Annotated in this window: 18 protein-coding genes; 2 read left to right on the top strand and 16 right to left on the bottom strand. The window is 69.9% G+C overall.

Translation table 11 applies throughout. The features are described from left to right. Window positions 1-77 precede the first annotated feature (77 nt). From obgE to OG510_RS25730, 14 genes are all read right to left on the bottom strand, one after another. Window positions 78-1,517, bottom strand: coding sequence for a GTPase ObgE (gene obgE, locus OG510_RS25795; RefSeq protein WP_406139898.1), 1,440 nt, complete (start codon window positions 1,515-1,517; stop codon window positions 78-80). Window positions 1,518-1,656: 139 nt separating this feature from the next. Further along, entirely contained in the window at window positions 1,657-1,911 is a 255-nt protein-coding gene (gene rpmA, locus OG510_RS25790) for a 50S ribosomal protein L27 (protein WP_164265539.1), read from the bottom strand. A gap of 14 nt (window positions 1,912-1,925) precedes the next feature. Next, window positions 1,926-2,246 carry a 50S ribosomal protein L21 gene (gene rplU, locus OG510_RS25785; protein WP_164265538.1) on the bottom strand — a complete coding sequence of 107 codons (321 nt, stop codon included), beginning with the start codon at window positions 2,244-2,246 and terminating at the stop codon, window positions 1,926-1,928. Window positions 2,247-2,540: 294 nt separating this feature from the next. Next, window positions 2,541-6,788, bottom strand: a complete 4,248-nt coding sequence (locus tag OG510_RS25780; RefSeq protein WP_406139897.1) for an Rne/Rng family ribonuclease — start codon at window positions 6,786-6,788, stop codon at window positions 2,541-2,543. 282 nt (window positions 6,789-7,070) lie between these two features. Then, window positions 7,071-7,904 carry a TIGR03936 family radical SAM-associated protein gene (locus OG510_RS25775; RefSeq protein ID WP_406139896.1) on the bottom strand — a complete coding sequence of 278 codons (834 nt, stop codon included), beginning with the start codon at window positions 7,902-7,904 and terminating at the stop codon, window positions 7,071-7,073. A 401-nt stretch (window positions 7,905-8,305) separates the two neighbouring features. Continuing rightward, a complete protein-coding gene (locus tag OG510_RS25770; protein WP_406139894.1) occupies window positions 8,306-10,243 on the bottom strand; it encodes a TIGR03960 family B12-binding radical SAM protein in 1,938 nt (645 codons plus the stop codon). 146 nt (window positions 10,244-10,389) lie between these two features. Beyond that, entirely contained in the window at window positions 10,390-11,580 is a 1,191-nt protein-coding gene (gene rodA, locus OG510_RS25765; protein ID WP_406139893.1) for a rod shape-determining protein RodA, read from the bottom strand. Window positions 11,581-11,584: 4 nt separating this feature from the next. Continuing rightward, complete coding sequence (gene mrdA, locus OG510_RS25760; protein WP_406139891.1) at window positions 11,585-13,765, bottom strand: penicillin-binding protein 2; 2,181 nt, start codon at window positions 13,763-13,765, stop codon at window positions 11,585-11,587. Window positions 13,766-13,826: 61 nt separating this feature from the next. Further along, window positions 13,827-14,501, bottom strand: a complete 675-nt coding sequence (gene mreD, locus OG510_RS25755) for a rod shape-determining protein MreD (protein WP_406139889.1) — start codon at window positions 14,499-14,501, stop codon at window positions 13,827-13,829. 15 nt (window positions 14,502-14,516) lie between these two features. Next, window positions 14,517-15,545 carry a rod shape-determining protein MreC gene (gene mreC, locus OG510_RS25750; protein ID WP_406139887.1) on the bottom strand — a complete coding sequence of 343 codons (1,029 nt, stop codon included), beginning with the start codon at window positions 15,543-15,545 and terminating at the stop codon, window positions 14,517-14,519. A 150-nt stretch (window positions 15,546-15,695) separates the two neighbouring features. Next, window positions 15,696-16,715, bottom strand: coding sequence for a rod shape-determining protein (locus OG510_RS25745; protein WP_164261203.1), 1,020 nt, complete (start codon window positions 16,713-16,715; stop codon window positions 15,696-15,698). A 287-nt stretch (window positions 16,716-17,002) separates the two neighbouring features. After that, the gene (gene ndk / locus OG510_RS25740; RefSeq protein WP_164261200.1) at window positions 17,003-17,416 is read right to left on the bottom strand and encodes a nucleoside-diphosphate kinase; all 414 of its coding nucleotides are present in this window, start codon (window positions 17,414-17,416) and stop codon (window positions 17,003-17,005) included. A 107-nt stretch (window positions 17,417-17,523) separates the two neighbouring features. Further along, window positions 17,524-17,874, bottom strand: a complete 351-nt coding sequence (locus OG510_RS25735; RefSeq protein ID WP_406139886.1) for a DUF4233 domain-containing protein — start codon at window positions 17,872-17,874, stop codon at window positions 17,524-17,526. Window positions 17,875-17,877: 3 nt separating this feature from the next. Then, entirely contained in the window at window positions 17,878-19,407 is a 1,530-nt protein-coding gene (locus OG510_RS25730; RefSeq protein ID WP_406139884.1) for a bifunctional folylpolyglutamate synthase/dihydrofolate synthase, read from the bottom strand. Window positions 19,408-19,528: 121 nt separating this feature from the next. Here OG510_RS25730 and OG510_RS25725 point away from each other — a divergent pair, with 121 nt between their 5' ends. Then, complete coding sequence (locus OG510_RS25725) at window positions 19,529-20,542, top strand: rod shape-determining protein (protein WP_406139882.1); 1,014 nt, start codon at window positions 19,529-19,531, stop codon at window positions 20,540-20,542. Window positions 20,543-20,649: 107 nt separating this feature from the next. Here the strand turns inward: OG510_RS25725 and OG510_RS25720 are convergent, their stop codons facing one another. Then, complete coding sequence (locus OG510_RS25720) at window positions 20,650-23,271, bottom strand: valine--tRNA ligase (RefSeq protein ID WP_406139881.1); 2,622 nt, start codon at window positions 23,269-23,271, stop codon at window positions 20,650-20,652. A 138-nt stretch (window positions 23,272-23,409) separates the two neighbouring features. On the opposite strand from OG510_RS25720, the gene OG510_RS25715 reads away from it, so the two are divergent. After that, entirely contained in the window at window positions 23,410-24,408 is a 999-nt protein-coding gene (locus OG510_RS25715) for a hypothetical protein (protein WP_406139880.1), read from the top strand. Between the two features lie 84 nt (window positions 24,409-24,492). Here OG510_RS25715 and clpX read toward each other — a convergent pair whose 3' ends face one another. Further along, window positions 24,493-25,785 carry an ATP-dependent Clp protease ATP-binding subunit ClpX gene (gene clpX / locus OG510_RS25710; RefSeq protein WP_164261170.1) on the bottom strand — a complete coding sequence of 431 codons (1,293 nt, stop codon included), beginning with the start codon at window positions 25,783-25,785 and terminating at the stop codon, window positions 24,493-24,495. Window positions 25,786-25,825 lie beyond the last annotated feature (40 nt).

Raw genomic sequence — 25,825 nt, 5'->3', positions numbered from 1 at the left:
GTTCCCGGGCCTCCGGGCCTTGCTGCGTGGTGACGTCAGAACCTGCGCGGTTCTGACGGGACCTGTCCGAACGGGACCTAGAACGGCTTGAACTCGTCGTACTCCTTGTCCGATTCGTCCCGCTCGGCCTGCCGGTCCCTGCGCTTCTGCTCCGCGGGGCGGGGCGCCTCAAGACGGTGGTCCTCGCCACGGCGGCCGAGCATCTCGGCGCCCGCCATCATCGTCGGCTCCCAGTCGAAGACGACCGCGTTGTCCTCGGCACCGATGGCCACGCCGTCGCCCGCACGGGCACCGGCCTTCATCAGCTGGTCCTCGACACCGAGGCGGCTGAGCCGGTCGGCGAGGTAGCCGACGGCCTCGTCGTTGCTGAAGTCGGTCTGGCGGACCCAGCGTTCGGGCTTCTCGCCCCGTACGCGGTAGACGCCTTCCTCCTCCTCGAAGCTGACCGTGAAGCCCGCGTCGTCGACGGCCTTCGGGCGGATGACGACCCGGGTGGCCTCCTCCGCCGGCTTCGCGGCGCGTGCGTCGGCGATGATGCCGGCCAGCGCGAACGACAGCTCCTTCAAGCCCAGATGGGCCACCGCCGACACCTCGAAGACCTGGTAGCCGCGGGCCTCCAGATCCGGGCGGATCATGTCGGCGAGGTCCTGGCCGTCGGGGATGTCGACCTTGTTGAGGGCGACGATGCGGGGCCGGTTCTCCAGGCCGCCGTACAGCTTGAGCTCCTCCTCGATCATGTCGAGGTCGGAGAGCGGGTCGCGGTCCGACTCCAGGGTCGCCGTGTCCAGCACGTGCACGAGCACCGAGCAGCGCTCGACGTGCCGCAGGAACTCAAGGCCGAGGCCCTTGCCCTGGCTGGCGCCGGGGATCAGACCGGGGACGTCCGCGATGGTGTAGACGGTCGAACCGGCCGTCACCACACCGAGGTTGGGGACGAGCGTGGTGAACGGGTAGTCGGCGATCTTCGGCTTGGCCGCGCTCAGCACCGAGATCAGCGAGGACTTGCCGGCGCTCGGGTAGCCGACGAGCGCCACGTCGGCGACGGTCTTGAGCTCCAGGACGATGTCCCGGGACTCCCCCGGCTCACCGAGCAGCGCGAAGCCGGGCGCCTTGCGGCGGGCCGAGGCCAGCGCGTGGTTCCCGAGGCCGCCGCGGCCGCCCTGGCCCGCGACGAAGGTGGTGCCCTGGCCGACCAGGTCGGCGAGGACGTTCCCGTCCCTGTCCAGCACGACGGTGCCGTCCGGCACGGGCAGCACGAGGTCGTGCCCGTCCTTGCCGGAGCGGTTGTCACCGGCGCCGGGCTGGCCGTTGGTGGCCTTGCGGTGCGGGCTGTGGTGGTAGTCGAGCAGCGTGGTGACCGCCTGCTCGACGACGAGGATGACGTCGCCGCCGCGCCCGCCGTTGCCGCCGTCGGGTCCGCCGAGCGGCTTGAACTTCTCACGGTGTACGGAGGCGCAGCCGTGGCCCCCGCTACCCGCGGCGGCATGCAGCTCGACGCGGTCCACGAAGGTGGTCATGGGTGTGCCTCCAGAAACATACGGAATTGTCTTAGCTGTAACACGCGAAAGGCGGACCGGCTTCCCGTAAGCAACGGGAAACCTGGTCCGCCCTCGACAGATCGCTCTACGGCAGCCTAAGGCTGTGCCTGTGCAGAGATCAGGCGACCGGAACGATGTTCACGACCTTGCGGCCGCGGTGCGTGCCGAACTCGACCGAACCGGGGTTCAGCGCGAACAGCGTGTCGTCGCCGCCACGGCCGACGCCGGTGCCCGGGTGGAAGTGGGTGCCGCGCTGGCGGACCAGGATCTCACCGGCGTTGACGACCTGACCGCCGAAGCGCTTCACGCCGAGCCGCTGAGCATTGGAATCGCGCCCGTTCCGAGTGGACGATGCGCCCTTCTTGTGTGCCATGTCTCCTCAGTCCCTTACTTCGCAGCCGCGGGGATACCGGTGACCTTGATCGCCGTGTACTGCTGGCGGTGACCCTGGCGACGGCGGTAGCCGGTCTTGTTCTTGTAGCGAAGGATGTCGATCTTCGCGCCCTTGTGGTGATCCACGACCTCGGCCTGGACCTTGATACCGGCAAGCACCCACGGGTCGCTGGTGACCGCGTCACCGTCGACCACGAGCAGGGTCGAGAGCTCGACCGTGTCGCCAACCTTGGCGGTGGGAATCTTGTCAACCTCAACGATGTCGTCGACAGCAACCTTGTGCTGACGACCACCGCTGCGCACGATGGCGTACACGCGGATCTCTCTTTCGCTCGGAATCGGCCCTCTGATGCCAGCCGCTCACACGGGTCCGGGGACCCGCGACGATCCGGATTGGACGAGCGGCCTCTCCCGGCGGAGCCAGGAGGGAGTTGCTCAGAGGGGCGGCGCACAGGAAACACGCCGAGGGGTAAGGCTACGGGGCCGGATCCAGGGGGTCAAACCGGCCCCTGGCGGGGGCCGGATTCCGTCAGGACACCCGGCGTACGGACAGAGGTGCGGCCCTCCCGGAGGAGGGCCGCACCTTGCGTCCGGCGGGGCCGGCCCGGGTCAGTCCTCCGTGGAGGCCGTGACTCCGGACGACGACTGGTCCTCGGCGGCGACGGTCTTCTTCGTCGCCTTCTTGGCCGTCGTCTTCTTGGCCGCGGTGGTCTTCTTCGCCGCGGTCTTCTTGGCGGCCGCCTTCTTCGCGGGCGCCTTCTTGGCCGTCTTGCGCGCGGCCGTCTTCTTGGCCGGTGCCTCGGGCTCCGCCGCGGGGGCCTCGTCCGACGGGGACTCGACCACGACGACCGCCGCGTCGGCCGCGCCCGCGGGGGCGGTGGCCTTACGGGTCGCCCTGCGGCGGGCCCGCGGCGGTGCGGCCTCGGCGGCCGGCTCGGCGGGGGCCTGCGGCTCCTCGGTCACCGGGGCGGCCGGGGCCTCGTCGACCACGATCTCCGCGGTCTCGTCGGCCGCCTTGGGCGCACCGGCAGGAGCCGTGGCCTTACGGGTCGCCCTGCGGCGCCCACGGGCCGGAGCGGCCTCCTGGACGGGCTCGGGCTCGGCCACCGGCTCAGCGGCGGGCTGCTGGGCCGCGGGCTGCTCGGCGACCGGCTCGGGAGCGGCCGGCTGCTCGGCGACCGGCTCGGCGACGGGTTCCGCGGCCGGCTCCTGGACAGCGGCTCCGGACTCCGGCTGCGCGCCCTTCGGGGCGCCGGCCGGGGCCGTCACCTTGCGGGTCGCCCTGCGGCGGCCACGGCTGCGCGTGGCGGCCGCCTCCGCCTCGGCGGGGCTGCTGTACAGCTCCTCGTCCGGCACGAAGCTCTCCGGCTCGTCCGGCACCGGGACGACATCGACGTACTCGGTGTCCGCCTCATGGCCGTGCGCCTCGTCGTGACCGTGGTCCGCGATGTGCTCGTGGTCGGCCGTGTGCTCGTGATCGCCGCCCGCGCCGCCGCGGCCGCGCTTCTTGGAGCGCTTGCCACCGCCACCGGGGGACGTCGGCTGCTCCATGTGCACGATGACGCCGCGCCCGTTGCAGTGGACACAGGTCTCGGAGAAGGACTCCAGGAGCCCCTGGCCGACCCGCTTGCGGGTCATCTGGACCAGGCCGAGCGAGGTGACCTCGGCGACCTGGTGCTTCGTACGGTCCCGGCCCAGGCACTCCAGCAGGCGCCGCAGCACCAGGTCCCGGTTGGACTCCAGCACCATATCGATGAAGTCCACCACGACGATGCCGCCGAGGTCGCGCAGCCGCAGCTGGCGGACGATCTCCTCGGCCGCCTCCAGGTTGTTCTTGGTGACGGTCTCTTCCAGGTTGCCGCCCTGCCCGGTGAACTTGCCGGTGTTGACGTCGACCACGACCATCGCCTCGGTCTTGTCGATCACCAGCGAGCCGCCGCTGGGCAGATAGACCTTGCGGTCCAGCGCCTTCATCAGCTGCTCGTCGATGCGGTACGTCGCGAAGACGTCGACCTCGGACGTCCAGCGCGAGAGCCGGTCGGCCAGGTCGGGGGCGACGTGGGCGACATAGCCGTGGATGGTGTCCCAGGCTTCGTCACCGCTGACGATGACCTTCGAGAAGTCCTCGTTGAAGATGTCGCGGACGACCCGGACGGTCATGTCGGGCTCGCCGTAGAGCAGCGTCGGGGCATTGCTGCTGCCGCCGCTCTTCGCCTTCTTCTCGATGTCCTCCCACTGCGCCTGGAGCCGCTCGACGTCACGGCGCAGCTCGTCCTCGCTGGCACCCTCGGCGGCGGTGCGCACGATGACACCGGCGTCCTCGGGGACGATCTTCTTGAGGATGGTCTTCAGCCGGGACCGCTCGGTGTCGGGCAGCTTGCGGCTGATGCCGGTCATCGAGCCCTCGGGCACGTACACCAGGTAGCGGCCGGGCAGCGAGACCTGGCTGGTCAGCCGGGCGCCCTTGTGGCCGATCGGGTCCTTCGTCACCTGGACGAGGACCGACTGGCCCGACTTGAGCGCGGTCTCGATACGGCGCGGCCCGTGGGCCATGCCGAGCGCCTCGAAGTTGACCTCACCGGCGTACAGGACGGCGTTGCGGCCCTTGCCGATGTCGACGAACGCGGCCTCCATCGACGGCAGGACGTTCTGGACCTTGCCCAGGTAGACGTTGCCGACGTAGCTGCTGGCCTGCTCCTTGTTGACGTAGTGCTCGACCAGCACGTTGTCCTCGAGGACACCGATCTGGGTGCGCTCGCCGTGCTGGCGCACCACCATCACGCGCTCGACGGCCTCGCGGCGCGCCAGGAACTCGGCCTCGGTGATGATCGGGACCCGGCGGCGGCCCTGCTCACGCCCCTCGCGGCGGCGCTGCTTCTTCGCCTCCATACGGGTGGAGCCCTTGATGGACTGGACCTCGTCGAAGCCGGTGCCGGGCTCACGCTCGGCCGCTTCCTTCTTGCGCGGCTCCCGGACCTTGACGACCGTACGCTCCGGGTCGTCGGCCACGGCGTCGGCGTCCGTGCCCGCGTCACCGCTGCGACGGCGGCGGCGCCGGCGACGGCGGCTGCTGCTGGACCCGGAGGCCGCGTGGTCGTCGTCCTCCTCGTCGCCGCCCGCGGAGCCTGAGCCCTCGTGGGTGTCGGTCTCGTCCGCGCTCTCCGCCTCGGCGTCGTCACGGTCGTGGTGGCCGTTGGTGTCGTGGTGCCCGTTGTTGTCGTGGTCGTCCGCGTCCCCGGACTCACCGCGACGGCGGCGGCGGCCGCCCCGGCGACGGCGGCGCGAGGGCCGGTCACCGTACTCGTCGGACTCGTCGCCCTGCTGTGTGTCGTCGGCCGACTGCTCCTCGGCCTCGGGCTCGTCGGCCACGGGCTGCGCGGCGGCGGGAGCGGCCGGCTGCTGCTCGGGGGCCTTCTCGGCCTCGGCGGACTCGCCCCGGCGACGGCGGCGACGGCCGCGGGTGCCGCCCTGCGGCGCTTCGGCCGGCTCGGGCGCCTTGGCGGTCTCGTCGACGGCGGCCGCGTCCTCCTCATCGGCCTCTTCCACGGGCCGTGCGGCGGCGGCCGCGGCAGCGGTCTCCGGCGTCTGGAACATCGGCTCGGCGAAGACCGGGGCCTGGAAAACGGCCACGGCGGGGCGCTGCGCGCGGCGGCGCGAGCGTCCGGGCTCAGGGGCCTCGGCGGGCTCAGCGGAACGCCGGCCCTTCTCCTGGCCCTTGTCCTTCTCCTTGTCGGCGACAGCGGTGAACTGCGGCGACTCGGCCCTGCGGCGCTTGCGTCCGCGCGGCGCCGCCTCGGTCTCATCGGCGAGCACCTCTGCCACGGCCTCGGGCAGGCTCTCGCCCGTGGCCTCGGGCTGAGCGGCCTCGGACTGGGCGGCCTCGGGCTGCGGGCTGGCGGCGGGCGAGGTGGCACGGCGCCGGCCACGGCCACGCGGCGCTTCGGCGGCGGGCGCCTCAGCTGCGGGAGCCTCGGCCTCGGCGGCCGGAGCCTGCTCGGCGGCGGGCTGCTCGGCTGCGGCGGGCGCGGTGGCCTTACGGGTGGCACGGCGGCGGGCACGCGCCGGAGCGGCGTCCTGCGCGGCCTCGGCCTGCTCGCCGGAGCCGGCGGACGGGGCGGTCTCCCCGGCACCGGCGGCGTCCGTGCCGGCCTCGGTCTCGGCGCTCTTCGGCGCACCAGCGGGCGCGGTGGCCTTACGGGTCGCACGGCGGCGGGCACGCGCCGGAGCGGCGTCCTGTGTCGCGGCGGACTCGCCCGAATCGGCGTTCCGCACGGTCTCTTCCGCCACAGCGGCCTCCGGCTCAGCAGCGGCCACGACGGCCTGGGTGGTCTGCGGCTCGTCCACCGGCGCGCCGGTGGACCGGGTGGCACGGCGGCGGGACCGCGTGGGCGCCGCCTCTCCGGCCGGTTCTGCCGGTGCCGCGGCGGCGTCCGCCTGCGGTGCGCCGGCGGGGGCCGACGCACGGCGGCGCGCACGGCCACGGGGTGCTTCGGCGGCCGGTGCTTCGGCGGCCGGCTCGGCGCTCACCGCGTCGACGGACGCCGGTGCGGCGGACACGGCCTCGGTGGTCGCGGCCTCCGCTGCCCCGGCGGGGCCTGCGGGTGCGGTCGCCTTGCGGGTCGCGCGGCGGCGGGCGGGCGGCGCCGTCTCACCGGCGTCGGAGCCGGCCGCGGTACCCTCCGCGGCCGGTATGGCCGGCGTCACCGTCTCGGCCGCTTCGGCGGTGGCGTCGCGCGCACCTGCCGGGGGGCCTGCGGGGCGCGACGCGGCCCTGCGCCGACGGCGCGGGGGCAGCGTGTCGCTGGGACTGTTCTCTTCGTTCGCTCCGGTGGTACCGGAATCGTTCGACTCAAGCATTGCGGGCGGTTCTCCCGTCACGCTCCCGGGCGCCGCGTCTGTGTCCGGTCCGGCACGGTCCGCGTCAGATACGCGGTTCCGCTCGTCCGGGGCGCGGGCGCCGCACGGGAGCTGATGTCTGGCTCGCCGGTTCCCTACGCGATGTACGTACGGCCTGGCGAAAGTCTTCTGGTCAGTGCGCTGCCCGACCCAGGTGGCTCCCGGATACGAGGGCTGCGCTACGACGACTGGTCCTTACGCGGCGGGACCGCCTCCGAGGCCCGGGGGCCGGGGAGGTCCGTCTCACACCGTCGCGGGTGTCCCGTCGGCGGGAAGCCGGTGGGTGGCGGTTCCGGCGGCCGTGGGTGGAGCGGCCGGGGCTGCCTCGCGGTCGGGCGAGAGCGGGTCGGTCACCGTGCCGGACTCCTCGTCGAAGAGCCCCTGCGCCAGCCTGGTCACCGCTGCGGGGACCGGCGGCGCGAGGTCGGCCACAACGCGGAGACCGGACAGGACGTCGTCGGGTCGCACAGCAGGTGTCACGTGCCGAACAACCAGCCGCAGTATCGCACAGCGCTCACCCCCCGGCCTATTGACCGGCTCGGCGTCGCCGGCTCCGGTGGATCCGGCGTCCGCGCCGGGCTCCGGGCGGACGGCCCGCAGACCGGCCACGGCGCTGCGGGCGTCGAAGGTCCGTACGCCGTTCTTGGTGCGGCGCTGGACCTCCACGGTTCCGGCCGTGGTGAAGGCGGCCACGGCACGCTCGACCTCGTCGAACTCGACGCCGTCCAGGCGCAGTTCCCATACGGAGGCGGTCAGCCGCTCGGCAAGGCCCGAGGTGCGTGCCTCGACCGCGTCGGTGATGTCGAGCCCGTCGGGGAGCGACTCGTCGAGCAGCTTGCGCAGCGTCTCGGGGTCACGCGCCTCGCTGAGGGCGATCTCCAGGAATTCGGCCTCACTGCCGGTGCCGGTGGGTGCGGCATTGGCGTACGAGACCTTCGGGTGCGGCGTGAAGCCAGCCGAGTACGCCATCGGCACCTCGGCTCTGCGCAGCGCCCGCTCGAAGGCACGCTGGAAGTCACGGTGGCTGGTGAACCGGAGGCGGCCGCGCTTGGTGTAGCGCAGTCGGATGCGCTGCACTGCCGGTGCGGGCGGCGGGCCTTCGGGCTGTCGCTTGCCCAGTGGTTCTTCTCCTCGGTGCGGGGCCGACGCGGGGGGCGCGCCGCCCTACTGCGGGGTTCCCGGGGCACCGGCCCGCCGGTTCACCCCTGCTCTCGCAGGGAGATCTCGGGTTCGGGTGCCGCCTCGGGGACAGTCGTTGTACTACCCAGAGTACGCGCTCGGGCCCCTATTGGTTCCCGGGCCTCCACCGGAGCCGGCCCGCCGGAGAGCGCCCGCCGCGCCTCGTGCCCGGCCCGACGGCGCCCGGGGCCCGTCCGGACCTCCGTACGGAACGGCCCGGCCACACGGGTGACCGGGCCGGACGTTCGCGTACTTCCGGAAGCCGCTCCGAGAGCGTTTCCTGGAGCCGCTCCCTGGAGCTACTTGTTGACGACGGTCAGCGGCAGCAGCTTCTTGCCCGTCGGACCGATCTGGATGTCCAGGTCGAGCTGCGGGCACACCCCGCAGTCGAAGCACGGTGTCCAGCGGCAGTCCTCGACCTCGGTCTCGTCGAGCGAGTCCTGCCAGTCCTCCCAGAGCCAGTCCTTGTCGAGACCGGAGTCCAGGTGGTCCCAGGGCAGGACCTCCTCGTACGTGCGCTCGCGGGTCGTGTACCAGTCGACGTCCACGCCGAAGTCGGGCAGCGTCTGCTCGGCGGCCTTCATCCAGCGGTCGTAGCTGAAGTACTCGCGCCAGCCGTCGAACCTGCCGCCGCCCTCGTACACCGCGCGGATGACCGAGCCGACCCGGCGGTCACCGCGCGAGAGCAGGCCCTCGACGATGCCGGGCTTGCCGTCGTGGTAGCGGAAGCCGATCGAGCGGCCGTACTTCTTGTCGCCGCGGATCTTGTCGCGCAGCTTGGTGAGCCGGGCGTCGGTGTCCTCGGCGGAGAGCTGCGGGGCCCACTGGAAGGGGGTGTGCGGCTTGGGTACGAAGCCGCCGATGGACACGGTGCAGCGGATGTCGTTCTGGCCGGAGACCCTGCGCCCCTCGGCGATGACGTTGACCGCCATGTCACCGATCTGCAGGACGTCCTCGTCGGTCTCGGTGGGCAGGCCGCACATGAAGTACAGCTTCACCTGGCGCCAGCCGTTGCCGTACGCGGTGGAGACCGTACGGATCAGGTCCTCCTCCGAGACCATCTTGTTGATGACCTTGCGGATGCGCTCGGAGCCGCCCTCGGGGGCGAAGGTCAGGCCGGACCTGCGGCCGTTCCTGGTCAGCTCGTTGGCGAGGTCGATGTTGAAGGCGTCCACCCGGGTCGACGGCAGCGAGAGGCCGACCTTGTCCTCGGTGTACCGGTCGGCGAGGCCCTTGGCGATGTCGCCGATCTCGCTGTGGTCGGCCGACGACAGCGACAGCAGGCCGACCTCCTCGAAGCCGGTCGCCTTGAGGCCCTTCTCCACCATGTCGCCGATGCCGGTGATGCTTCGCTCCCGCACGGGGCGCGTGATCATGCCGGCCTGGCAGAAACGGCAGCCGCGGGTGCAGCCGCGGAAGATCTCGACGGACATCCGCTCGTGGACGGTCTCGGCGAGCGGGACGAGCGGCTGCTTGGGGTAGGGCCACTCGTCGAGGTCCATGACGGTGTGCTTGGAGACCCGCCACGGCACGCCCGACCTGTTGGGCACGACCCGGCCGATGCGCCCGTCGGGCAGGTACTCGACGTCGTAGAAGCGCGGCACATAGACACCGCCGGTCTTCGACAGCCGGAACAGCACCTCGTCGCGCCCGCCGGGACGGCCCTCGGCCTTCCAGGCGCGGACGATCTCGGTGATCTCCAGGACGGCCTGCTCGCCGTCGCCGATGACCGCGCAGTCGATGAAGTCGGCGATCGGCTCGGGGTTGAACGCGGCGTGGCCGCCCGCGAGCACGATCGGGTCGTCGAGGGTGCGGTCCTTGGAGTCCAGCGGGATGCCCGCGAGATCCAGGGCGGTGAGCATGTTGGTGTAGCCGAGCTCGGTGGAGAAGGAGAGCCCGAAGACGTCGAACGCCTTCACCGGGCGGTGCGCGTCGACCGTGAACTGCGGCACCTTGTGCTCGCGCATCAGTTCTTCCAGGTCGGGCCAGACGCTGTAGGTGCGCTCGGCGAGCACTCCCTCGCGTTCGTTCAGCACCTCGTAGAGGATCATGACGCCCTGGTTGGGGAGCCCGACCTCGTACGCGTCCGGGTACATCAGCGCCCAGCGGACGTCGCAGCTCTCCCACTGCTTGACGGTGGAGTTCAGCTCTCCGCCCACGTACTGGATGGGCTTCTGGACGTGCGGGAGAAGCGCTTCCAGTCGCGGGAAGACCGACTCGACCGACTCGACAGGCATGGTGGTGTCTCTCATGAGCGGGCAGGGATGACCATCCAGCGTACCCCGGCGGCCGGCCCCCGCGGGACGCCCGGAAATCCGCCCGTCCCGAACCGGCCGGGTCCGTCCCCGTCCGGGACGGACCAGGCCGGTTCGCGGGCCACGGGTCAGGCCGACATGGGCCGCTGCACCCGGATCGACTGGAGCAGTCCGATCGCGACCCACACGGCGAACATCGAGGATCCTCCGTACGAGACGAACGGCAGCGGAAGCCCGGCCACCGGCATGATGCCGAGCGTCATCCCGATGTTCTCGAACGCCTGGAAGGCGAACCAGGCGATGATCCCGGCCGCGACGATCGTCCCGTACAGCTCGGTCGTCTCCCGGGCGATCCGGCAGGCGCGCCAGAGCACGATGCCGAGCAGGACCAGGATCAGCCCCGCGCCCAGGAAGCCGAGTTCCTCGCCCGCGACGGTGAAGACGAAGTCGGTCTGCTGCTCGGGGACGAACTGCCCGGTGGTCTGCGAGCCGTGGAAGAGGCCCGTCCCGTGCAGCCCGCCGGAGCCGATCGCGATCCGCGCCTGGTTGGTGTTGTAGCCGACGCCCGCCGGGTCGAGCGCGGGGTTGGCGAAGGCGGCGAAGCGGGCGATCTGGTACTCGTCGAGCAGCCCGGCCTTCCAGACCCCGATGGCGCCGACCACTCCGGTGCCGATGAGCCCGACCACCCAGCGGTTGGAGGCGCCGGAAGCGAGCAGGACTCCGAGGACGATCATGGCGATCACCATGACGGAGCCGAGGTCCGGCATCAGCATGATGATCAGGATCGGGATGGCGGCCACGCCGAGCGCCTTGGCGACCGTGCGGTGGTCCGGATGCTCCTGATCGCCCGCGTCCACCCGGGAGGCGAGGATCATCGCCATCCCCAGAATGATCGTGATCTTGGTGAACTCGGACGGCTGGAGGGAGAATCCGCCGCCGATGACGATCCAGGCGTGTGCGCCGTTCACGGTCTGCCCGAGCGGCGAGAGGACCGCGAGGATCATCAGCACGGAGAGCCCGAAGAGGATCGGGACCGCGCCGCGCAGGGTCCGGTGCCCGAGCCAGATGGTGCCGATCATCAGGGCGAACCCGATGCCGGTGTTCATGGCGTGGCGCAGCAGGAAGTAGTACGGGTCGCCGTGCGTGAGGGAGGTGCGGCCGCGGGTGGCCGAGTACACCAGCAGCATGCCGATGAACGACAGCGCGAGCGACGCCATCAGCAGCGGCCAGTCCAGCCTGCGCACCAGGGAGTCGCGGGCGGTCAGCTTGGACCAGGTGCCCTGCTCGGGGGCGTACCGCGCTACGGAGAAACCACCCATGGCCCTAGTCCCTTCTGCCCGGTGCGGCCGCGATCTCCTGCCCGCCCGACGAGGAGGGCGAGGGCGCAGGCGGCGACGGGTCGGGCTTGGGCGGTGTGATCTTGGGCGAGACGATCGCACCGTCCCTGTTGATCTTCGGCAGGGACGTCTCCGGCTTCGGCATGAGCGCCTTCTTGGGATTCGGCTTGCCGTCCTTGCCGATGCCGTACATCGCCTCGTAGATCTTGCGGACCGCGGGTCCCGCGGCACCTGAACCGGTACCACCCTGGGAGATCGTCATGATGATCGCGTAGTCCTTGGTGTACGTGGACAGCCACCCGGTGGTCTGCTTGCCGGCGACCTCCGCGGTGCCGGTCTTGGCGTGCAGGGTGATCTTGTCCTGCGGCCAGCCGCCGAACTGCCAGGCAGCCGTACCGCTGGTGACGACGCCTTCCAGGGCCTTGTTGATGTACGAGACGGTCGACTTGGTGTCGGGGAGCTTGCCGATGCTCTTGGGCTTGATCGGCTGGACCTTCTTGCCGTCGGCGCTGACGATCGCCTTGCCGACGCTCGGCTGGTACATCGTGCCGCCGTTGGCGAGCGCCGAGTAGATCACCGCCTCCTGCACCGGGGTGAGGAGCGTGTCGCCCTGGCCGATCGCGTAGTTGACGGAGTCACCGGCGCGGATCTGCTTGCCGTCGGTGCAGTTCTCGTACTCGATCTGCTCGACGTAGGTGCCGTTCTTCTTGCCCTGCTTGCACCAGAGGTCCTTGTTGGCCTCCCAGTACGCCTTCTTCCACTCGCGGTCCGGGACCCGGCCGGCGAGCTCGTTGGGCAGGTCGATGCCGGTCTTCTTGCCGAGCCCGAACTCGTGGGCCGTCTTGAAGAACCAGTCCTTCGGGTGCTTGGGGTTGTTGCCGCCGTCCTTCTTCCACTGGTCGTAGGCCACGTGGTAGAAGACCGTGTCGCAGGAGACCTCAAGGGCCTTGCCCAGGCTGATGTCCCCGTAGTTCTCGCCCTCGAAGTTCTTGAACTCGCGGTTGCCGATGGTCATCGACGAGGTGCAGGGGTAGCCGCCGTCCGGGGCGTACCCGGCGTTGATGGCGGCGCTGGTGGAGATGACCTTGAAGGTCGAGCCGGGGGCCGACTGTCCCTGGATGGCGCGGTTCAGCAACGGGTAGTTGGACGAGGTCTTGGTGAGCTTGTCGTAGTTCTTGGCCGAGATGCCGCCGCTCCAGACGTTGGGGTTGTACGTCGGAGCGCTGGCCATCGCGATGACCTGCCCGGTGTGTACGTCCATCACCACGGCCGCACCGGAGTCGGCCTTGTAGTTGGTGTGGGTGACCGAGTCATAGGTCTTGCGGAGGGCCTTCATGGCCGCGTCCAGTTCCTTCTCGGTGAGCGCCTGGACCCGGGAGTCGATGCTGGTGACCAGGGAGCTGCCGGGCTGTGACGCGGTCTGGCCGGCCTTCCCGATGACCCGGCCGAGGTTGTCCACCTCGTAGCGGGTGACGCCGGACTTGCCGCGCAGCTGCTGGTCGTACATGGACTCCAGACCGGCCCGGCCGACCTGGTCGGAGCGGAGCAGCGGGTTGTCCGTCTTGTTCGACTTGGCGACTTCCTTGTCGGTGACCGGGCCGAGGTAGCCGAGCACCTGGGCGGCGTTGAGCCCGCCGGTACCGGGGTAGCTGCGTACGGCGGTGGGCTCGGCGGTGATGCCGGGGAAGTCCTCGGTGCGCTCGCGGATCTGGAGTGCCTGCTGGGTGGTGGCGTCCTCGGTGACGGGGATCGGCTGGTACGGCGAACCGTTCCAGCAGGGCTTCGGGGTCTTCGCGTCGCAGAGCCTGACCTTCGCGATGACGTCCGCGGGCTTCATCCCCAGCACACCGGCCAGCCGGGTGAGGACGGCTTTGCCATTGTCGCTCATCTTCATCAGGTCGGTGCGGTTGGCGGAGACGACAAGCTTGGTCTCGTTGTCGGCGATCGGCACCCCGCGCGCGTCGACGATGGAGCCACGGACGGCGGGTTGGACGACCTGCTGGACGTGGTTGTTCTTGGCCTCCGCGCTGTACTCCTGGCCGTTGCGGATCTGGAGGTACCAGAGCCGGCCGCCGAGGGTGAGGAGGAGGGAGAAGACAAGGATCTGGATGACAACGAGCCGGATGCGGACCCGCGAGGTCCGTCCGGTCTCGGGAATATTGCTCACAGCCGTGCCCCACTGATCGTCCGGCTGGGATCCGACGGCCGTGCCCCCGCGTGTCGCAGTGTCACAGCCTCTTGACCCCCTTGATGCGTCCGGCCTTCGCCGCGCGTGACTTGGCCGCCTTCATCCGCATACCGCCGCGCTGGCCGCCGATCTTCAGTCCGGTGCCCGTCGCCAGCCAGCCGGTCGCGATGTCGCTCGTGACACCGCCGCTGTCGCGGCCCTCGGCGAGCGGGTCGCGCTCGGCGCGTCTCGCCAGCGCCATGATGAAGGGGACGGTGAACGGCGCGAGCAGCAGGTCGTAGATCGCCGCGCTGAACAGCAGCCCGAGCAGGCCCACATGGCGGGCGGCGGTGTCACCGACGAGGGAGCCGACCCCGGCGTAGAGCAGGGTCGAACCGATGGCGGCCGCGACCACCACGACCATCGGCCCTGTGACGGACCTGAGGCGGCCGTTCTCCGGCTTGGCGAGCCCGGCCGCGTACCCGATCACGCACAGCACCAGCGCGTACCGCCCGGCGGCGTGGTCGGCGGGCGGGGCCAGGTCGGCCAGCAGGCCGGCGCCGAACCCGATGAAGGCGCCCCCCACATGGCCGTACACCAGGGCGAGTGCGACCACGGTGAGCAGCAGCAGGTCCGGGACAGCGCCGGGGAGTTGGAGTCGGGCGAGCACGCTCACCTGGATCACCAGGGCGACCACCACCAGCGTGGCCGAGAGCAGCATCCGGTTGAGGCGCATACGGATCAGCTCCTCCTACTGGGGGGCGTTGGGGTCGGTGTTGGGGTCGGCGTTGGGATCGGTGTTGGCGTTGGGATCCGCGTTGGCGTTGGGGTCGGTGTTGCCATTGGGGTCCGTGTTGCCGTCGGCGCCGGGTGACGGGGTGACCGTGACCGTGACGGTGGGCGCGGGCTTCGCCTTGGCGGGCTTGGCCGGCAGGACCGTGTCGCGCGGGTTGCTGCGCGGCGGCTCGACGACGACGCCCACCAGGTCGAGCTTGGTGAAGTTGACGAACGGGCGGACGTAGACCGTACGGGTGAGGTCGCCGCCCGACGGGTCGACGCGGGTGACCTTGCCGACGGGGACGCCCGGCACGAACGGCTTGTCGTTGCTTGAGCCGAAGGTGACCAGCCGGTCGCCCTTCTTGACCTCGGCCTTGCCGTTCAGGAACTGGACGGCGAGCGGGCGGTCGCCGCGGCCGGTGGCGAAGCCGACCTCGTCGGTCTTCTCCATCCGGGTGCCCACGGTGAAGTCGGGGTCGTTGGCGAGCAGCACGGTGGCGGTGTGGGGGCCGACGGTGGTGACCCGGCCGACGAGTCCGTCGCCGTTGAGCACGGTCATGTCCCGCTTGATGCCGTCGGAGGTCCCGGTGTCGATGGTGATCGTCCAGGAGAACCCCTGGGCCGCTCCTATGGCGATGACCTGGGCGCCCTTGATCCCGTACTGGCCCGCGCCCGCGGTCTTGAGCATGCTGTCGAGCTGGCGGACGCGGCTGCGGTTGCGGTCGCTGCTGCCGAGCTGCTGCTTCAGAGCGGTGTTCTCACGCTGCAGCGCGCTGATGCGGCTGTGCCGGTCGCCGGAGTCCCGTACTGCACCGATGGCGTTGCCGACCGGGTTCACGGCGTCCGCGACACCGCTCTCGACCGGTCCGAACACGGTGGCGGCGGCGTGCCGGGCGCCATCCACCGGAGACGCCTCACCGCCGCGGATGTCCACCGTGATCAGCGCGAACGCGATGGCGATCAGCAGCACCAGGAGCAGCCGGCTCTCTCGTGTGTCCCTCACGTGCGGAGGCCGTGCCTTCCTCGTCGGAATTCATATGCGTTTATGGAGTTCTGCGTCTGCGGAGGCCGACAGAAATCAAGTCGAACTCTTTACTTCAACGATCCGCCGTACGGGGCGGACATGCCCCGTACGGCGGAAGAGCGTGGTCCGTCACCGGCGGGGCTGGGCGTCCAGTACCTGCTGGAGCGCCTCGAACTCCTCGACGCACTTGCCCGATCCGAGGGCCACCGAGTCCAGCGGGTCCTCGGCGATATGGATCGGCATTCCCGTCTCGTGGCGCAGCCGCTCGTCCAGACCGCGGAGCAGCGCCCCGCCGCCGGTGAGGACGATGCCGCGGTCCATGACGTCACCGGAGAGCTCGGGCGGGCACTTGTCGAGCGTCGTCTTGACCGCGTCGACAATGGCGTTGACCGGCTCCTCGATGGCCTTGCGGACCTCGGCAGCGGAGATCACCACGGTCTTGGGCAGCCCCGACACGAGGTCGCGGCCGCGGATCTCGGTGTGCTCGTCCTTCTCCAGGTCGAACGCGGAGCCGATGGTGATCTTGATCTGTTCGGCGGTGCGCTCACCGAGGAGGAGGGAGTACTCCTTCTTGATGTGCTGGATGATCGCGTTGTCCAGCTCGTCGCCCGCGACCCTGATCGACTGGGCCGTGACGATGCCGCCGAGCGAGATCACCGCGACCTCGGTGGTGCCGCCGCCGATGTCGACCACCATGTTGCCGGTGGCCTCGTGGACGGGCAGGCCCGAGCCGATGGCGGCGGCCATGGGCTCCTCGATGATGTGCACCTGGCGGGCGCCCGCCTGGGTGGACGCTTCGATGACGGCGCGGCGCTCGACCCCTGTGATGCCGGAGGGGACACAGACGACGACGCGCGGCCGGGCCAGATAGCGGCGCTTGTGGATCTTCAGAATGAAGTAGCGGAGCATCCGCTCGGTGATTTCGAAGTCGGCGATCACGCCGTCCTTCAGCGGCCGTACGGCAACGATGTTGCCCGGCGTACGGCCGATCATCTTTTTCGCCTCGGCGCCTACGGCGAGGATCCCGCCGGTGTTGGTGTTGATGGCGACGACGGAGGGTTCGTTGAGGACGATCCCTCGACCCCTGACGTACACCAGCGTGTTGGCAGTCCCGAGGTCGATAGCCATGTCACGGCCGATGAACGACATTGAGTTCCCCTTGTTCCCCATGAGGATGCGTCGGGCCTTCCCAAGTGGAGCGATTGGCTTTTTGGTAGGCGAAGTGAGCGCTGTGGGTGTGAAGGCTTCCATCGTAGTGCCGCCTGCACGGACACCGCGCGAGGGTCCTCCGCCATGTGGGCGGAAGTTGTGCCCGCCTCAGTCATGGTGACGTCATGTCGGTGCGATGCGTTCCCGAAATCGCCCGGCATATGCCGAAGGGCGACCGAATTAATTCGGTCGCCCGAGGCTGTGAGCGCTATTCGGCTGACATGACGTCAGGATACGCCCGGGAAAAAAATCTTCAATTCTCGCTCCGCGGACTCCTCCGAGTCCGAGGCGTGGATGAGATTCTCCCGGACGATGGTGCCGAAATCGCCACGAATGGAGCCGGGCGCTGCGGCAATCGGGTCAGTCGGACCCGCCAGGGCGCGGACGCCCTCGATGACCCGCTCGCCCTCGACGACCATCGCGACGACCGGACCCGAGGCCATGAACTCGACCAGCGGCTCGTAGAAGGGCTTGCCCTTGTGCTCGCCGTAATGCTGCTCCAGCGTGTCCTGGTCCAGCGTGCGGAGCTCCAGCGCCGAGATGGTCCAGTTCGCCTTGCGCTCGATGCGGCCGATGACCTCGCCGACCAGGTGGCGGCGTACGGTGTCGGGCTTGAGCAGAACGAGCGTGCGCTGGCTCACTGTGCGGACTCCTTCAGTACGGCATGACGGGTTACGGGGATACAGGCTGCCGAGATACCGGGATACGGATCACGGCCCTCAGGTTACAGGGCTCTGTCGTGCGCCTATTACGCAGCGTCAGGCCCTGCGGATGCCTGCTCCGCCCAACGGGCCTTTGCCGCGTCGATGATCCGTCCGTAGTGGACCGACGCCCACCACAGTCCCGCGAACGCCACCCCCAGGATGAACATCACCGGCACGATGAATCCGCTGGCGACCAGCGCGATCTGGAGCGCCCAGCCGATCTGGACCGCACCCGGACGGCTCAGCATTCCGCACAGCAGCACCGAGAGGAGCATGCCGATACCGCACACCGTCCAGACGGTGGCCTCCGACAGATCGCCCTTCATGGCGACGAGACCGGCGAACCCGATCACGAAGAACTCACCGATCAGGGTGGACGCGCAGAGTGTGCGCATGGGTCAGTGCCTTCCCAGAAGCAGCCGGGCCTCGCCGACCGTGATCACGGAACCGGTGACGAGGACGCCCGCTCCGGCGTACTCGTCCTCCTCCTCGGCGAGCGTGATCGCCGCCTCCAGAGCGTCGTCGAGCCGGGGCTCGACGACCACGCGTTCGTCGCCGAAGATCTCGACGGCGATCGTGGCCAGGTCGTCCGCGCTCATCGCGCGGTGCGTGGAGTTCTGGGTGACCACGACCTCGGCAAAGATCGGCTCGAACGCTTCGAGCAGCCCGCGGACGTCCTTGTCACCGCTCGCCCCGACCACGCCGATCAGCCGCGAGAAGCTGAACGCCTCGGTGACACCCGCGGCCGCTGCCAGTGCGCCGCCCGGGTTGTGCGCCGCGTCCAGGACGACTGTCGGCGAGCTCCGTACGACTTCGAGGCGGCCCGGCGACGTGACCGACGCGAACGCCTTGCGGACCACGTCGATGTCGAGCCGCTGCGCCTGCTGCGCGCCGACCCCGAAGAACGCCTCGACGGCGGCGAGCGCCACCGCCGCGTTGTGCGCCTGGTGGGCGCCGTACAGCGGGAGGAAGATGTCCTCGTAGTCACCGCCGAGGCCGCGCAGCGTCAGCAGCTGGCCGCCGACGGCGATCTCCCGGCTGCCCACACCGAACTCCATGCCCTCGCGGGCGACCGTGGCGTCCATCCCGACGGCCTTCTTCAGCATCACCTGGGCGGCGTCGACCGGCTGCTGCGCCAGGATGACCGTCGCGCCCTGCTTGATGATCCCGGACTTCTCGCCGGCGATCTCGGCGGGCGTGGAACCGAGGCGGTCCGTGTGGTCCAGCGAGATCGGGGTGACGACGGCGACGGGCGCCTCGATGACGTTCGTCGCGTCCCAGCTGCCGCCCATCCCGACCTCGATGACGGCGACGTCCACCGGCGCGTCGGCGAAGGCCGCGTAGGCCATCCCGGTGAGCACCTCGAAGAACGAGAGCCGGTGCTCCTGCTGCGCGTCGACCATGCCGACGAACGGCTTGATCTCCTCGTACGTCTCGATGAACCGCTCGGCGCCGATCGGCTCGCCGTTGAGGCTGACGCGCTCGGTGATCGACTGGACGTGCGGGGACGTGTACCGCCCGGTGCGCAGCTCCAGGGCTCCGAGCAGCGCCTCGACCATGCGCGCCGTCGACGTCTTGCCGTTGGTGCCGGTGATGTGGATCGAGGGGTACGCGCGGTGCGGATCGCCCAGGACGTCGAGCAGCGCCTCGATCCGTACGAGGGAGGGGTCGAGCCGGGTCTCGGGCCAGCGGCCGACGAGCTCCTGCTCCACCGCGCGCAGCGCCCTGTCCACCTCCGGGTCGGCGGGGCGCGCGGGCACTGCGTCACCGGGCGGAGGTCCGCCGTGGGTGCGCAGGGTGCGGCTGCCGGCCTCGATCACCGCCTGGTCGGGGGACGACGGGGTCTCCCCCGCTGATTCCGCACTGTCGGCTGGGGGAAGGTCGGTCGCTGCGTCGACGATTTCGTCGAAAGGGTCGGACTCGCTCACAGGACCAGTCTACGGAGGTCCCGGCGCGCCCGGACCTCGCCCGTCCCGTCCGGGCGCCGACCCCCGGTTCGGAGCACTCCGACGCGCGGAACACCCGCTTATCGGGGCAGACTTACCAATCATGGACATAGGCATTGATCTCGGTACGGCGAACACACTCCTCTACGTCCGCGGCAAGGGCATCGTGCTCAACGAACCCTCCGTGATGGCGGTGCGCGACCACAGCCGCGGGGCCCCGGCCATCGGCGACGAGGCACGCGAGAGCCTCGGGCGCACCCCGGAATCGGTCACCGCGCTCCGCCCGATGCGGGACGGGGTGATCGGCGACTACGAGGCCGCCAGGGAAATGATCCGGTACTTCGTACGCAAGGGCCTCCAGGGCAGACGGGCACGTGTCCGGATGGTGGTCTGCATGCCCACCGGGGTGACCCCGGTGGAGCTGCGGGCGATCGTGCAGGCGGCGCAGGAGGCGGGCGGCCGTACCGTCCATCTGCTGGACGAGTCGATGGCGGCGGCGATGGGCGCGGGGCTGCCGGTGGACGAGCCGCGCGGCTCGATGGTCGTCGACATCGGGGGCGGTACGACCGAGATTGCCGTGATCTCCATGGGCGGCATCGTCACCTCGCGGTCGCTGCGGCTGGCCGGCGACCGGATGACCTCGGCGATCACCGACCACATCCGGCAGGAGCGCAGCCTGCTGATCGGGGAGCGGACCGCGGAAGAGGTCAAGCTGGAGATCGGGTCGGCGTGGCCGGTCCCGGACGACGAGGCGCTGGAGACCCGGACCTGCACGGTGCGGGGGCGCGAGAGGACGAACGGGGTACCGACCGCGCTCATCCTCACCGCACCGGAGATCCGTGCCGCGATGGACGAGCCGATCGAGGCCGTCGTCGCCGCGGTGCAGTCGACCCTGGCGGAGTGCCCGCCGGAGCTGGCGGCCGATGTGATGAAGCACGGCATCGTCCTGACGGGCGGCGGTTCGCTGCTGCCCGGACTGGATCTGCGGATCGCGGAGGCCACCGGCATCGGCGTGACCGTGGCCGAGTCGCCGCTGGAGTGTGTGGCGCTGGGGACGGGCAAGTGCGTCGAGGAGTTCGACGCGGTGACCGCCAAGGTGCTGACGCCCACCACGTGACGGCCCGGGCGTGGCGCCCCGGGTACGACGCGGAAGACAGGAAAACGGGAAAACGGGAAGACCCCCGGCGGAACCGGGGGTCTTCGTCGTACGCGCGCTGGGCTCCGCTACGCCTGCGGCAGTCCGTCGAGCTGGGCCTGGATCCGCTCCATGTCCGTCTCGGCCTTGGCGAGGCGGGTACGGATCTTGTCCACCACGTTGTCCGGCGCCTTCGCCAGGAACGCCTCGTTGCCGAGCTTGCCCAGCGCCTGCGCCTTCTCCTTCTCGGCGGCGCCAAGGTCCTTGGCCAGCCGCTTGCGCTCGGCCGCCACATCGATCGTCCCCGACAGGTCGAGCGCGACCCTGGCGCCCGCGACCGGCAGCGATGCGGTGGCGTGGAAGCCCTCCCCCGCAGGCTGGAGCCGCAGCACCTGGCGGATGGACGCCTCGTGGGGCGCCAGCGCCGTACCCGCCAGGTCGAGCTGGGCCGGGACCTTCTGGCCCGGCTGCAGCCCCTGGTCCGAGCGGAAGCGGCGGACCTCGGTGATGACCTGCTGGACCAGCGTGATCTCCTGCTCGGCCGCGGGGTCACGGAAGCCGGAGTCCTTCGGCCAGTCGGCCACGACGACGGACTCCTTGCCGGTGAGCGTGGTCCACAGCGTCTCGGTGACGAACGGGACGATCGGGTGGAGCAGCCGCAGCATCACATCGAGGACCTCACCGAGGACCCGCGCCGAGACCTGCGCCGCCTCGCCGCCCGCGAAGAACGTCGTCTTCGACAGCTCGACGTACCAGTCGAAGACCTCGTCCCACGCGAAGTGGTAGAGGGTGTCGGCGAGTTTGGCGAACTGGTAGTCGTCGTAGTACGCGTCCGCCTCGGCGACGACCGCGTTGAGCCGCGACAGGATCCACCGGTCGTTGGCCGACTGCTTCTCGGCCGGCGGCAGTTCGCCCTCGACGGTGGCGCCGTTCATCAGCGCGAAGCGGGTCGCGTTCCAGATCTTGTTGGCGAAGTTGCGCGACGCCTTGACCCAGTCCTCGCCGATCGGCACGTCCGCACCGGGGTTGGCGCCGTTGGCCAGGGTGAAGCGGACGGCGTCGGAGCCGTACTCGTCCATCCAGTCCAGCGGGTCGACCACGTTGCCGAAGGACTTGGACATCTTCTTGCCGTGCTCGTCGCGGACGAGACCGTGCAGTGCGATGGTCTTGAACGGGGCCTGCCCGTCCATCGCGTAGAGACCGAACATCATCATCCGGGCGACCCAGAAGAAGATGATGTCGTGGCCGGTGACCAGGACGTCCGTCGAGTAGAACTTCTCCAGGTCCGGGGTCCGCTCCGGCCAGCCCAGCGTGGAGAACGGCCACAGGCCCGAGGAGAACCAGGTGTCGAGGACGTCCTCGTCCTGGTGCCAGCCCTCACCGGTGGGCACCTCGTCGTCCGGTCCGACGCAGACGACCTCACCCGCCGGGCCGTACCAGACGGGGATCCGGTGGCCCCACCACAACTGGCGTGAGATGCACCAGTCGTTGAGGTTGTCGACCCAGTCGAAGTAGCGCTTCTCCATCTCCTTCGGGTGGATCGTGACCCGGCCGTCACGGACCGCGTCGCCCGCCTCCTTGGCGAGCGTCTCGACCTTGACCCACCACTGGAGCGAGAGCCGGGGCTCGACAGTCGTCTTGCAGCGCGAGCAGTGGCCGACGGAGTGCGTGTACGGGCGCTTCTCGGCGACCACACGGCCCTGCTCCCGCATGGCCTCGACGATCGTGGCGCGCGCCTCGAACCGGTCGAGCCCGTGGAAGGGGCCCGGCACGGTGATGACACCGCGCTCGTCCATGATCGTCATGGACTCCAGGCCGTGCCGCTGGCCGATGGCGAAGTCGTTCGGGTCATGGGCGGGCGTCACCTTGACGGCGCCGGTCCCGAACTCGGGGTCGACGTGTGCGTCGGCGACGACCGGGATGGTCCGGTCGGTCAGCGGCAGCTTGATCCGCTTGCCGATGAGGTGCGCGTACCTGGCGTCGTCGGGGTGGACCGCGATCGCGGTGTCACCGAGCATCGTCTCGACCCGGGTGGTCGCGACGATCAGGGTCTCGTCACCCTCGCCGTACTTCAGCGAGACCAGCTCGCCGTCGTCGTCCTGATAGTCGACCTCGATGTCGGAGATCGCGGTGAGACAGCGCGGGCACCAGTTGATGATGCGCTCGGCGCGGTAGATCAGCTCGTCGTCGTAGAGCTTCTTGAAGATGGTCTGGACGGCCTGGGACAGCCCCTCGTCCATGGTGAACCGCTCGCGGGACCAGTCGACCCCGTCCCCGAGGCGGCGCATCTGCCCGAGGATCTTGCCGCCGTACTGCTCCTTCCACTGCCAGACGCGCGCGGTGAACTCCTCGCGCCCCAGGTCCTGGCGGGACTTGCCCTCCTCGGCGAGCTGCTGCTCGACCTTGTTCTGGGTGGCGATACCGGCGTGGTCCATCCCTGGCAGCCACAGCGCCTCGTACCCCTGCATGCGCTTACGGCGGGTGAGGGCGTCCATCAGCGTGTGCTGGAAGGCGTGGCCCAGGTGCAGGGCGCCCGTGACGTTCGGCGGCGGGATGACGATGGTGAAAGGGGGCTTCTCGCTCTTGGCGTCGGCCTCGAAGTAACCGCGCTCCACCCAGCGCTCGTACAGCTTCCCCTCTACCTCGGCCGGCGCGTACTGGGTCGGCAGTTCGGTGGTGGGCGCTGGCGTCTGCGAAGAGTTCTCGGTCACGGGCCTAGTTTAAGGGCGTCACGGTCCCGTACTGAAACGGGAATCTTTGGTGAGACTGTGGCCCCCGTCTCCCCGGTGTGCCAGGACGTCCGTCAGGATGTCCGCATCACGTAAGTACGCAGAGGGGGATCCCAGTCCATGAGCTACAACCAGCCGGGGCCGTACGGACAGCAGCCACAGCAACCGGGGCCGTACGGGCAGCAGCCGCCCCCGCAGCCGGGCCCGTACGGACAGCCGCCGCAGCCCCAGCAGCAGCCCGGCAATCCGTACGGCCAGCCGGGCGGCCAGCCGCAGCCCGGCTACGGCTACCCTCAGCAGCCCCCGCAGGGCGTCCCGCCGCAGCCGGGGTACGGCTACCCGCAGCAGCAGCCCGGCCAGCCGAACCCGTACGCCCAGCAGCCCCAGCAGCCCCCGTACGGGCAGCAGCCCGCGTACGGCCAGGTGCCGCCGCCCCCGCAGTCCCCCAAGAAGAAGACCGGGCTCATCGTCGGCGCGGTGATCGTGGTGGTCGCGGTGATCGGCGGCGGGGTCTATCTGCTGACCTCCGGCAGTGACAGCGGTTCGCTCGCCGACGACGGGCCGCACAAGCTGACGACACCGGCCAAGGTGCTCGGGAACTACAAGCGCAACGGCGAGAACCGACCGGCGCAGGACGCGTCTTCCGCCGATGCCGAGGGACTGGCCAGCAGCGGTATCACCCAGGCCAAGTCGGTCGGCGCCATCTACTCCACGGTCGACCTCAGCGATCCGGCGAAAGCGAACCCTCTCGCGCTCGCCGGAGCACGGTCCATCAGCTTCGAGGGCCTGTACGGCAAGGTGAAGGATCCGGCAGCAACGGTGGACGCCGGATTCGCCGCTTTCAAGAAGAACAACAAGGACAGCAAGGTGAAGTGGATCGGGGATCCCCAGTCCGCCAGCCCCGACAGCCTCGACGGCGCTGTGATGAAGTGCCAGCAGGCCCAGGGCCCGAACCCCGCCACCAAGAAGATGAACACGCAGTACTTCTGCATGTGGGCCGACTACAGCACGCTCGGAATCGGCATCCCGACCCAGGGTGCGGGTGACGGCCTCAGCCTGGACGAGTCGGCCAAGGTGACAGCCGATCTCCGCAAGGACGTCCGCGTGCCCCTCAAGTAGCGGGAAGCCCGCACAGACAGCGCATAGGGCGCCCGGTCGGCAAGCCGACCGGGCGCCCCAACGTCGTACGTATGGCCGCAGGCGCTACGCGGACTTCTCGTGCCGCCCGTCGTTGCCGACGATCCGCGGCTCGCGCGGGACCAGCGTCGGGTTCACATTGTCCCGGACGACGTCCGCCGTGATGACGACCCGGGCGACGTCCTTGCGGGACGGCACCTCGTACATCACCGACTGGAGGACCTCCTCCATGATGGCGCGCAGACCGCGCGCCCCGGTGCCGCGCAGGATCGCCTGGTCGGCGATGGCCTCCAGCGCGGGACGGTCGAAGTCCAGCTCCACACCGTCGAGTTCGAAGAGGCGCTGGTACTGCTTCACCAGGGCGTTCCGCGGCTCGACCAGGATCTGCAGCAGGGCCTCGCGGTCCAGGTTGTGCACCGAGGTCAGGACGGGCAGCCGGCCGATGAACTCGGGGATCATCCCGAACTTCACCAGGTCCTCCGGCATGACCTCCTGGAACTGGTCGCTCGCCTCGATCTCCCGCTTGGAGCGGATGGTCGCACCGAAGCCGATGCCCTTCGCGCCCGCCCGGGACTCGATGATCCGCTCCAGGCCGGAGAACGCGCCGCCCACGATGAACAGCACGTTCGTGGTGTCGATCTGGATGAACTCCTGGTGCGGGTGCTTGCGGCCGCCCTGCGGCGGCACCGAAGCGGTGGTGCCTTCCAGGATCTTCAGCAGGGCCTGCTGGACGCCCTCGCCGGAGACATCACGCGTGATCGACGGGTTCTCGCTCTTGCGGGCGACCTTGTCGATCTCGTCGATGTAGATGATGCCGGTCTCGGCCTTCTTGACGTCGTAGTCGGCGGCCTGGATCAGCTTGAGCAGGATGTTCTCGACGTCCTCGCCGACATAGCCGGCCTCCGTGAGCGCTGTCGCGTCCGCGATGGCGAACGGGACATTGAGCATCCGGGCCAGTGTCTGGGCGAGCAGCGTCTTGCCCGAGCCGGTGGGGCCCAGCAGCAGGATGTTGGACTTGGCCAGTTCGATGGCGTCCTCGCGGCTGCTGCCGCCGCCGTTCTCACCGGCCTGGACGCGCTTGTAGTGGTTGTAGACCGCTACCGAGAGGGCCTTCTTCGCGGGCTCCTGCCCGACGACGTACCCCTCGAGGAACTCATAGATCTCACGCGGTTTGGGCAGTTCCTCCCACCGCACTTCGGAGGTCTCCGCGAGCTCTTCCTCAATGATCTCGTTGCAGAGATCAATGCACTCGTCGCAGATGTACACCCCGGGGCCTGCGATGAGCTTCTTCACCTGCTTCTGGCTCTTGCCGCAGAACGAGCACTTGAGCAGGTCGCCGCCATCACCGATGCGTGCCACGAGGTGCTTCCCCTTCGCCTGGGAGGCGCCACGTTCAGCG

It is taken from the genome of Streptomyces sp. NBC_01089 (genome assembly GCF_045162975.1).
Classification (GTDB): domain Bacteria; phylum Actinomycetota; class Actinomycetes; order Streptomycetales; family Streptomycetaceae; genus Streptomyces.
This window is presented reverse-complemented; position numbering and strand designations above follow the sequence as displayed.

What these genes read in the sequence shown, in the direction of transcription:
- obgE (WP_406139898.1), bottom strand. Translation starts at nt 1,517, where the DNA reads ATGACCACCTTCGTGGACCGCGTCGAGCTGCATGCCGCCGCGGGTAGC.
- OG510_RS25770 (WP_406139894.1), bottom strand. Translation starts at nt 10,243, where the DNA reads ATGCCTGTCGAGTCGGTCGAGTCGGTCTTCCCGCGACTGGAAGCGCTT.
- OG510_RS25725 (WP_406139882.1), top strand. Translation starts at nt 19,529, where the DNA reads ATGGACATAGGCATTGATCTCGGTACGGCGAACACACTCCTCTACGTC.
- OG510_RS25745 (WP_164261203.1), bottom strand. Translation starts at nt 16,715, where the DNA reads ATGTCGTTCATCGGCCGTGACATGGCTATCGACCTCGGGACTGCCAAC.
- rpmA (WP_164265539.1), bottom strand. Translation starts at nt 1,911, where the DNA reads ATGGCACACAAGAAGGGCGCATCGTCCACTCGGAACGGGCGCGATTCC.
- rodA (WP_406139893.1), bottom strand. Translation starts at nt 11,580, where the DNA reads ATGGGTGGTTTCTCCGTAGCGCGGTACGCCCCCGAGCAGGGCACCTGG.
- mreD (WP_406139889.1), bottom strand. Translation starts at nt 14,501, where the DNA reads ATGCGCCTCAACCGGATGCTGCTCTCGGCCACGCTGGTGGTGGTCGCC.
- OG510_RS25715 (WP_406139880.1), top strand. Translation starts at nt 23,410, where the DNA reads ATGAGCTACAACCAGCCGGGGCCGTACGGACAGCAGCCACAGCAACCG.
- OG510_RS25735 (WP_406139886.1), bottom strand. Translation starts at nt 17,874, where the DNA reads ATGCGCACACTCTGCGCGTCCACCCTGATCGGTGAGTTCTTCGTGATC.
- OG510_RS25780 (WP_406139897.1), bottom strand. Translation starts at nt 6,788, where the DNA reads ATGCTTGAGTCGAACGATTCCGGTACCACCGGAGCGAACGAAGAGAAC.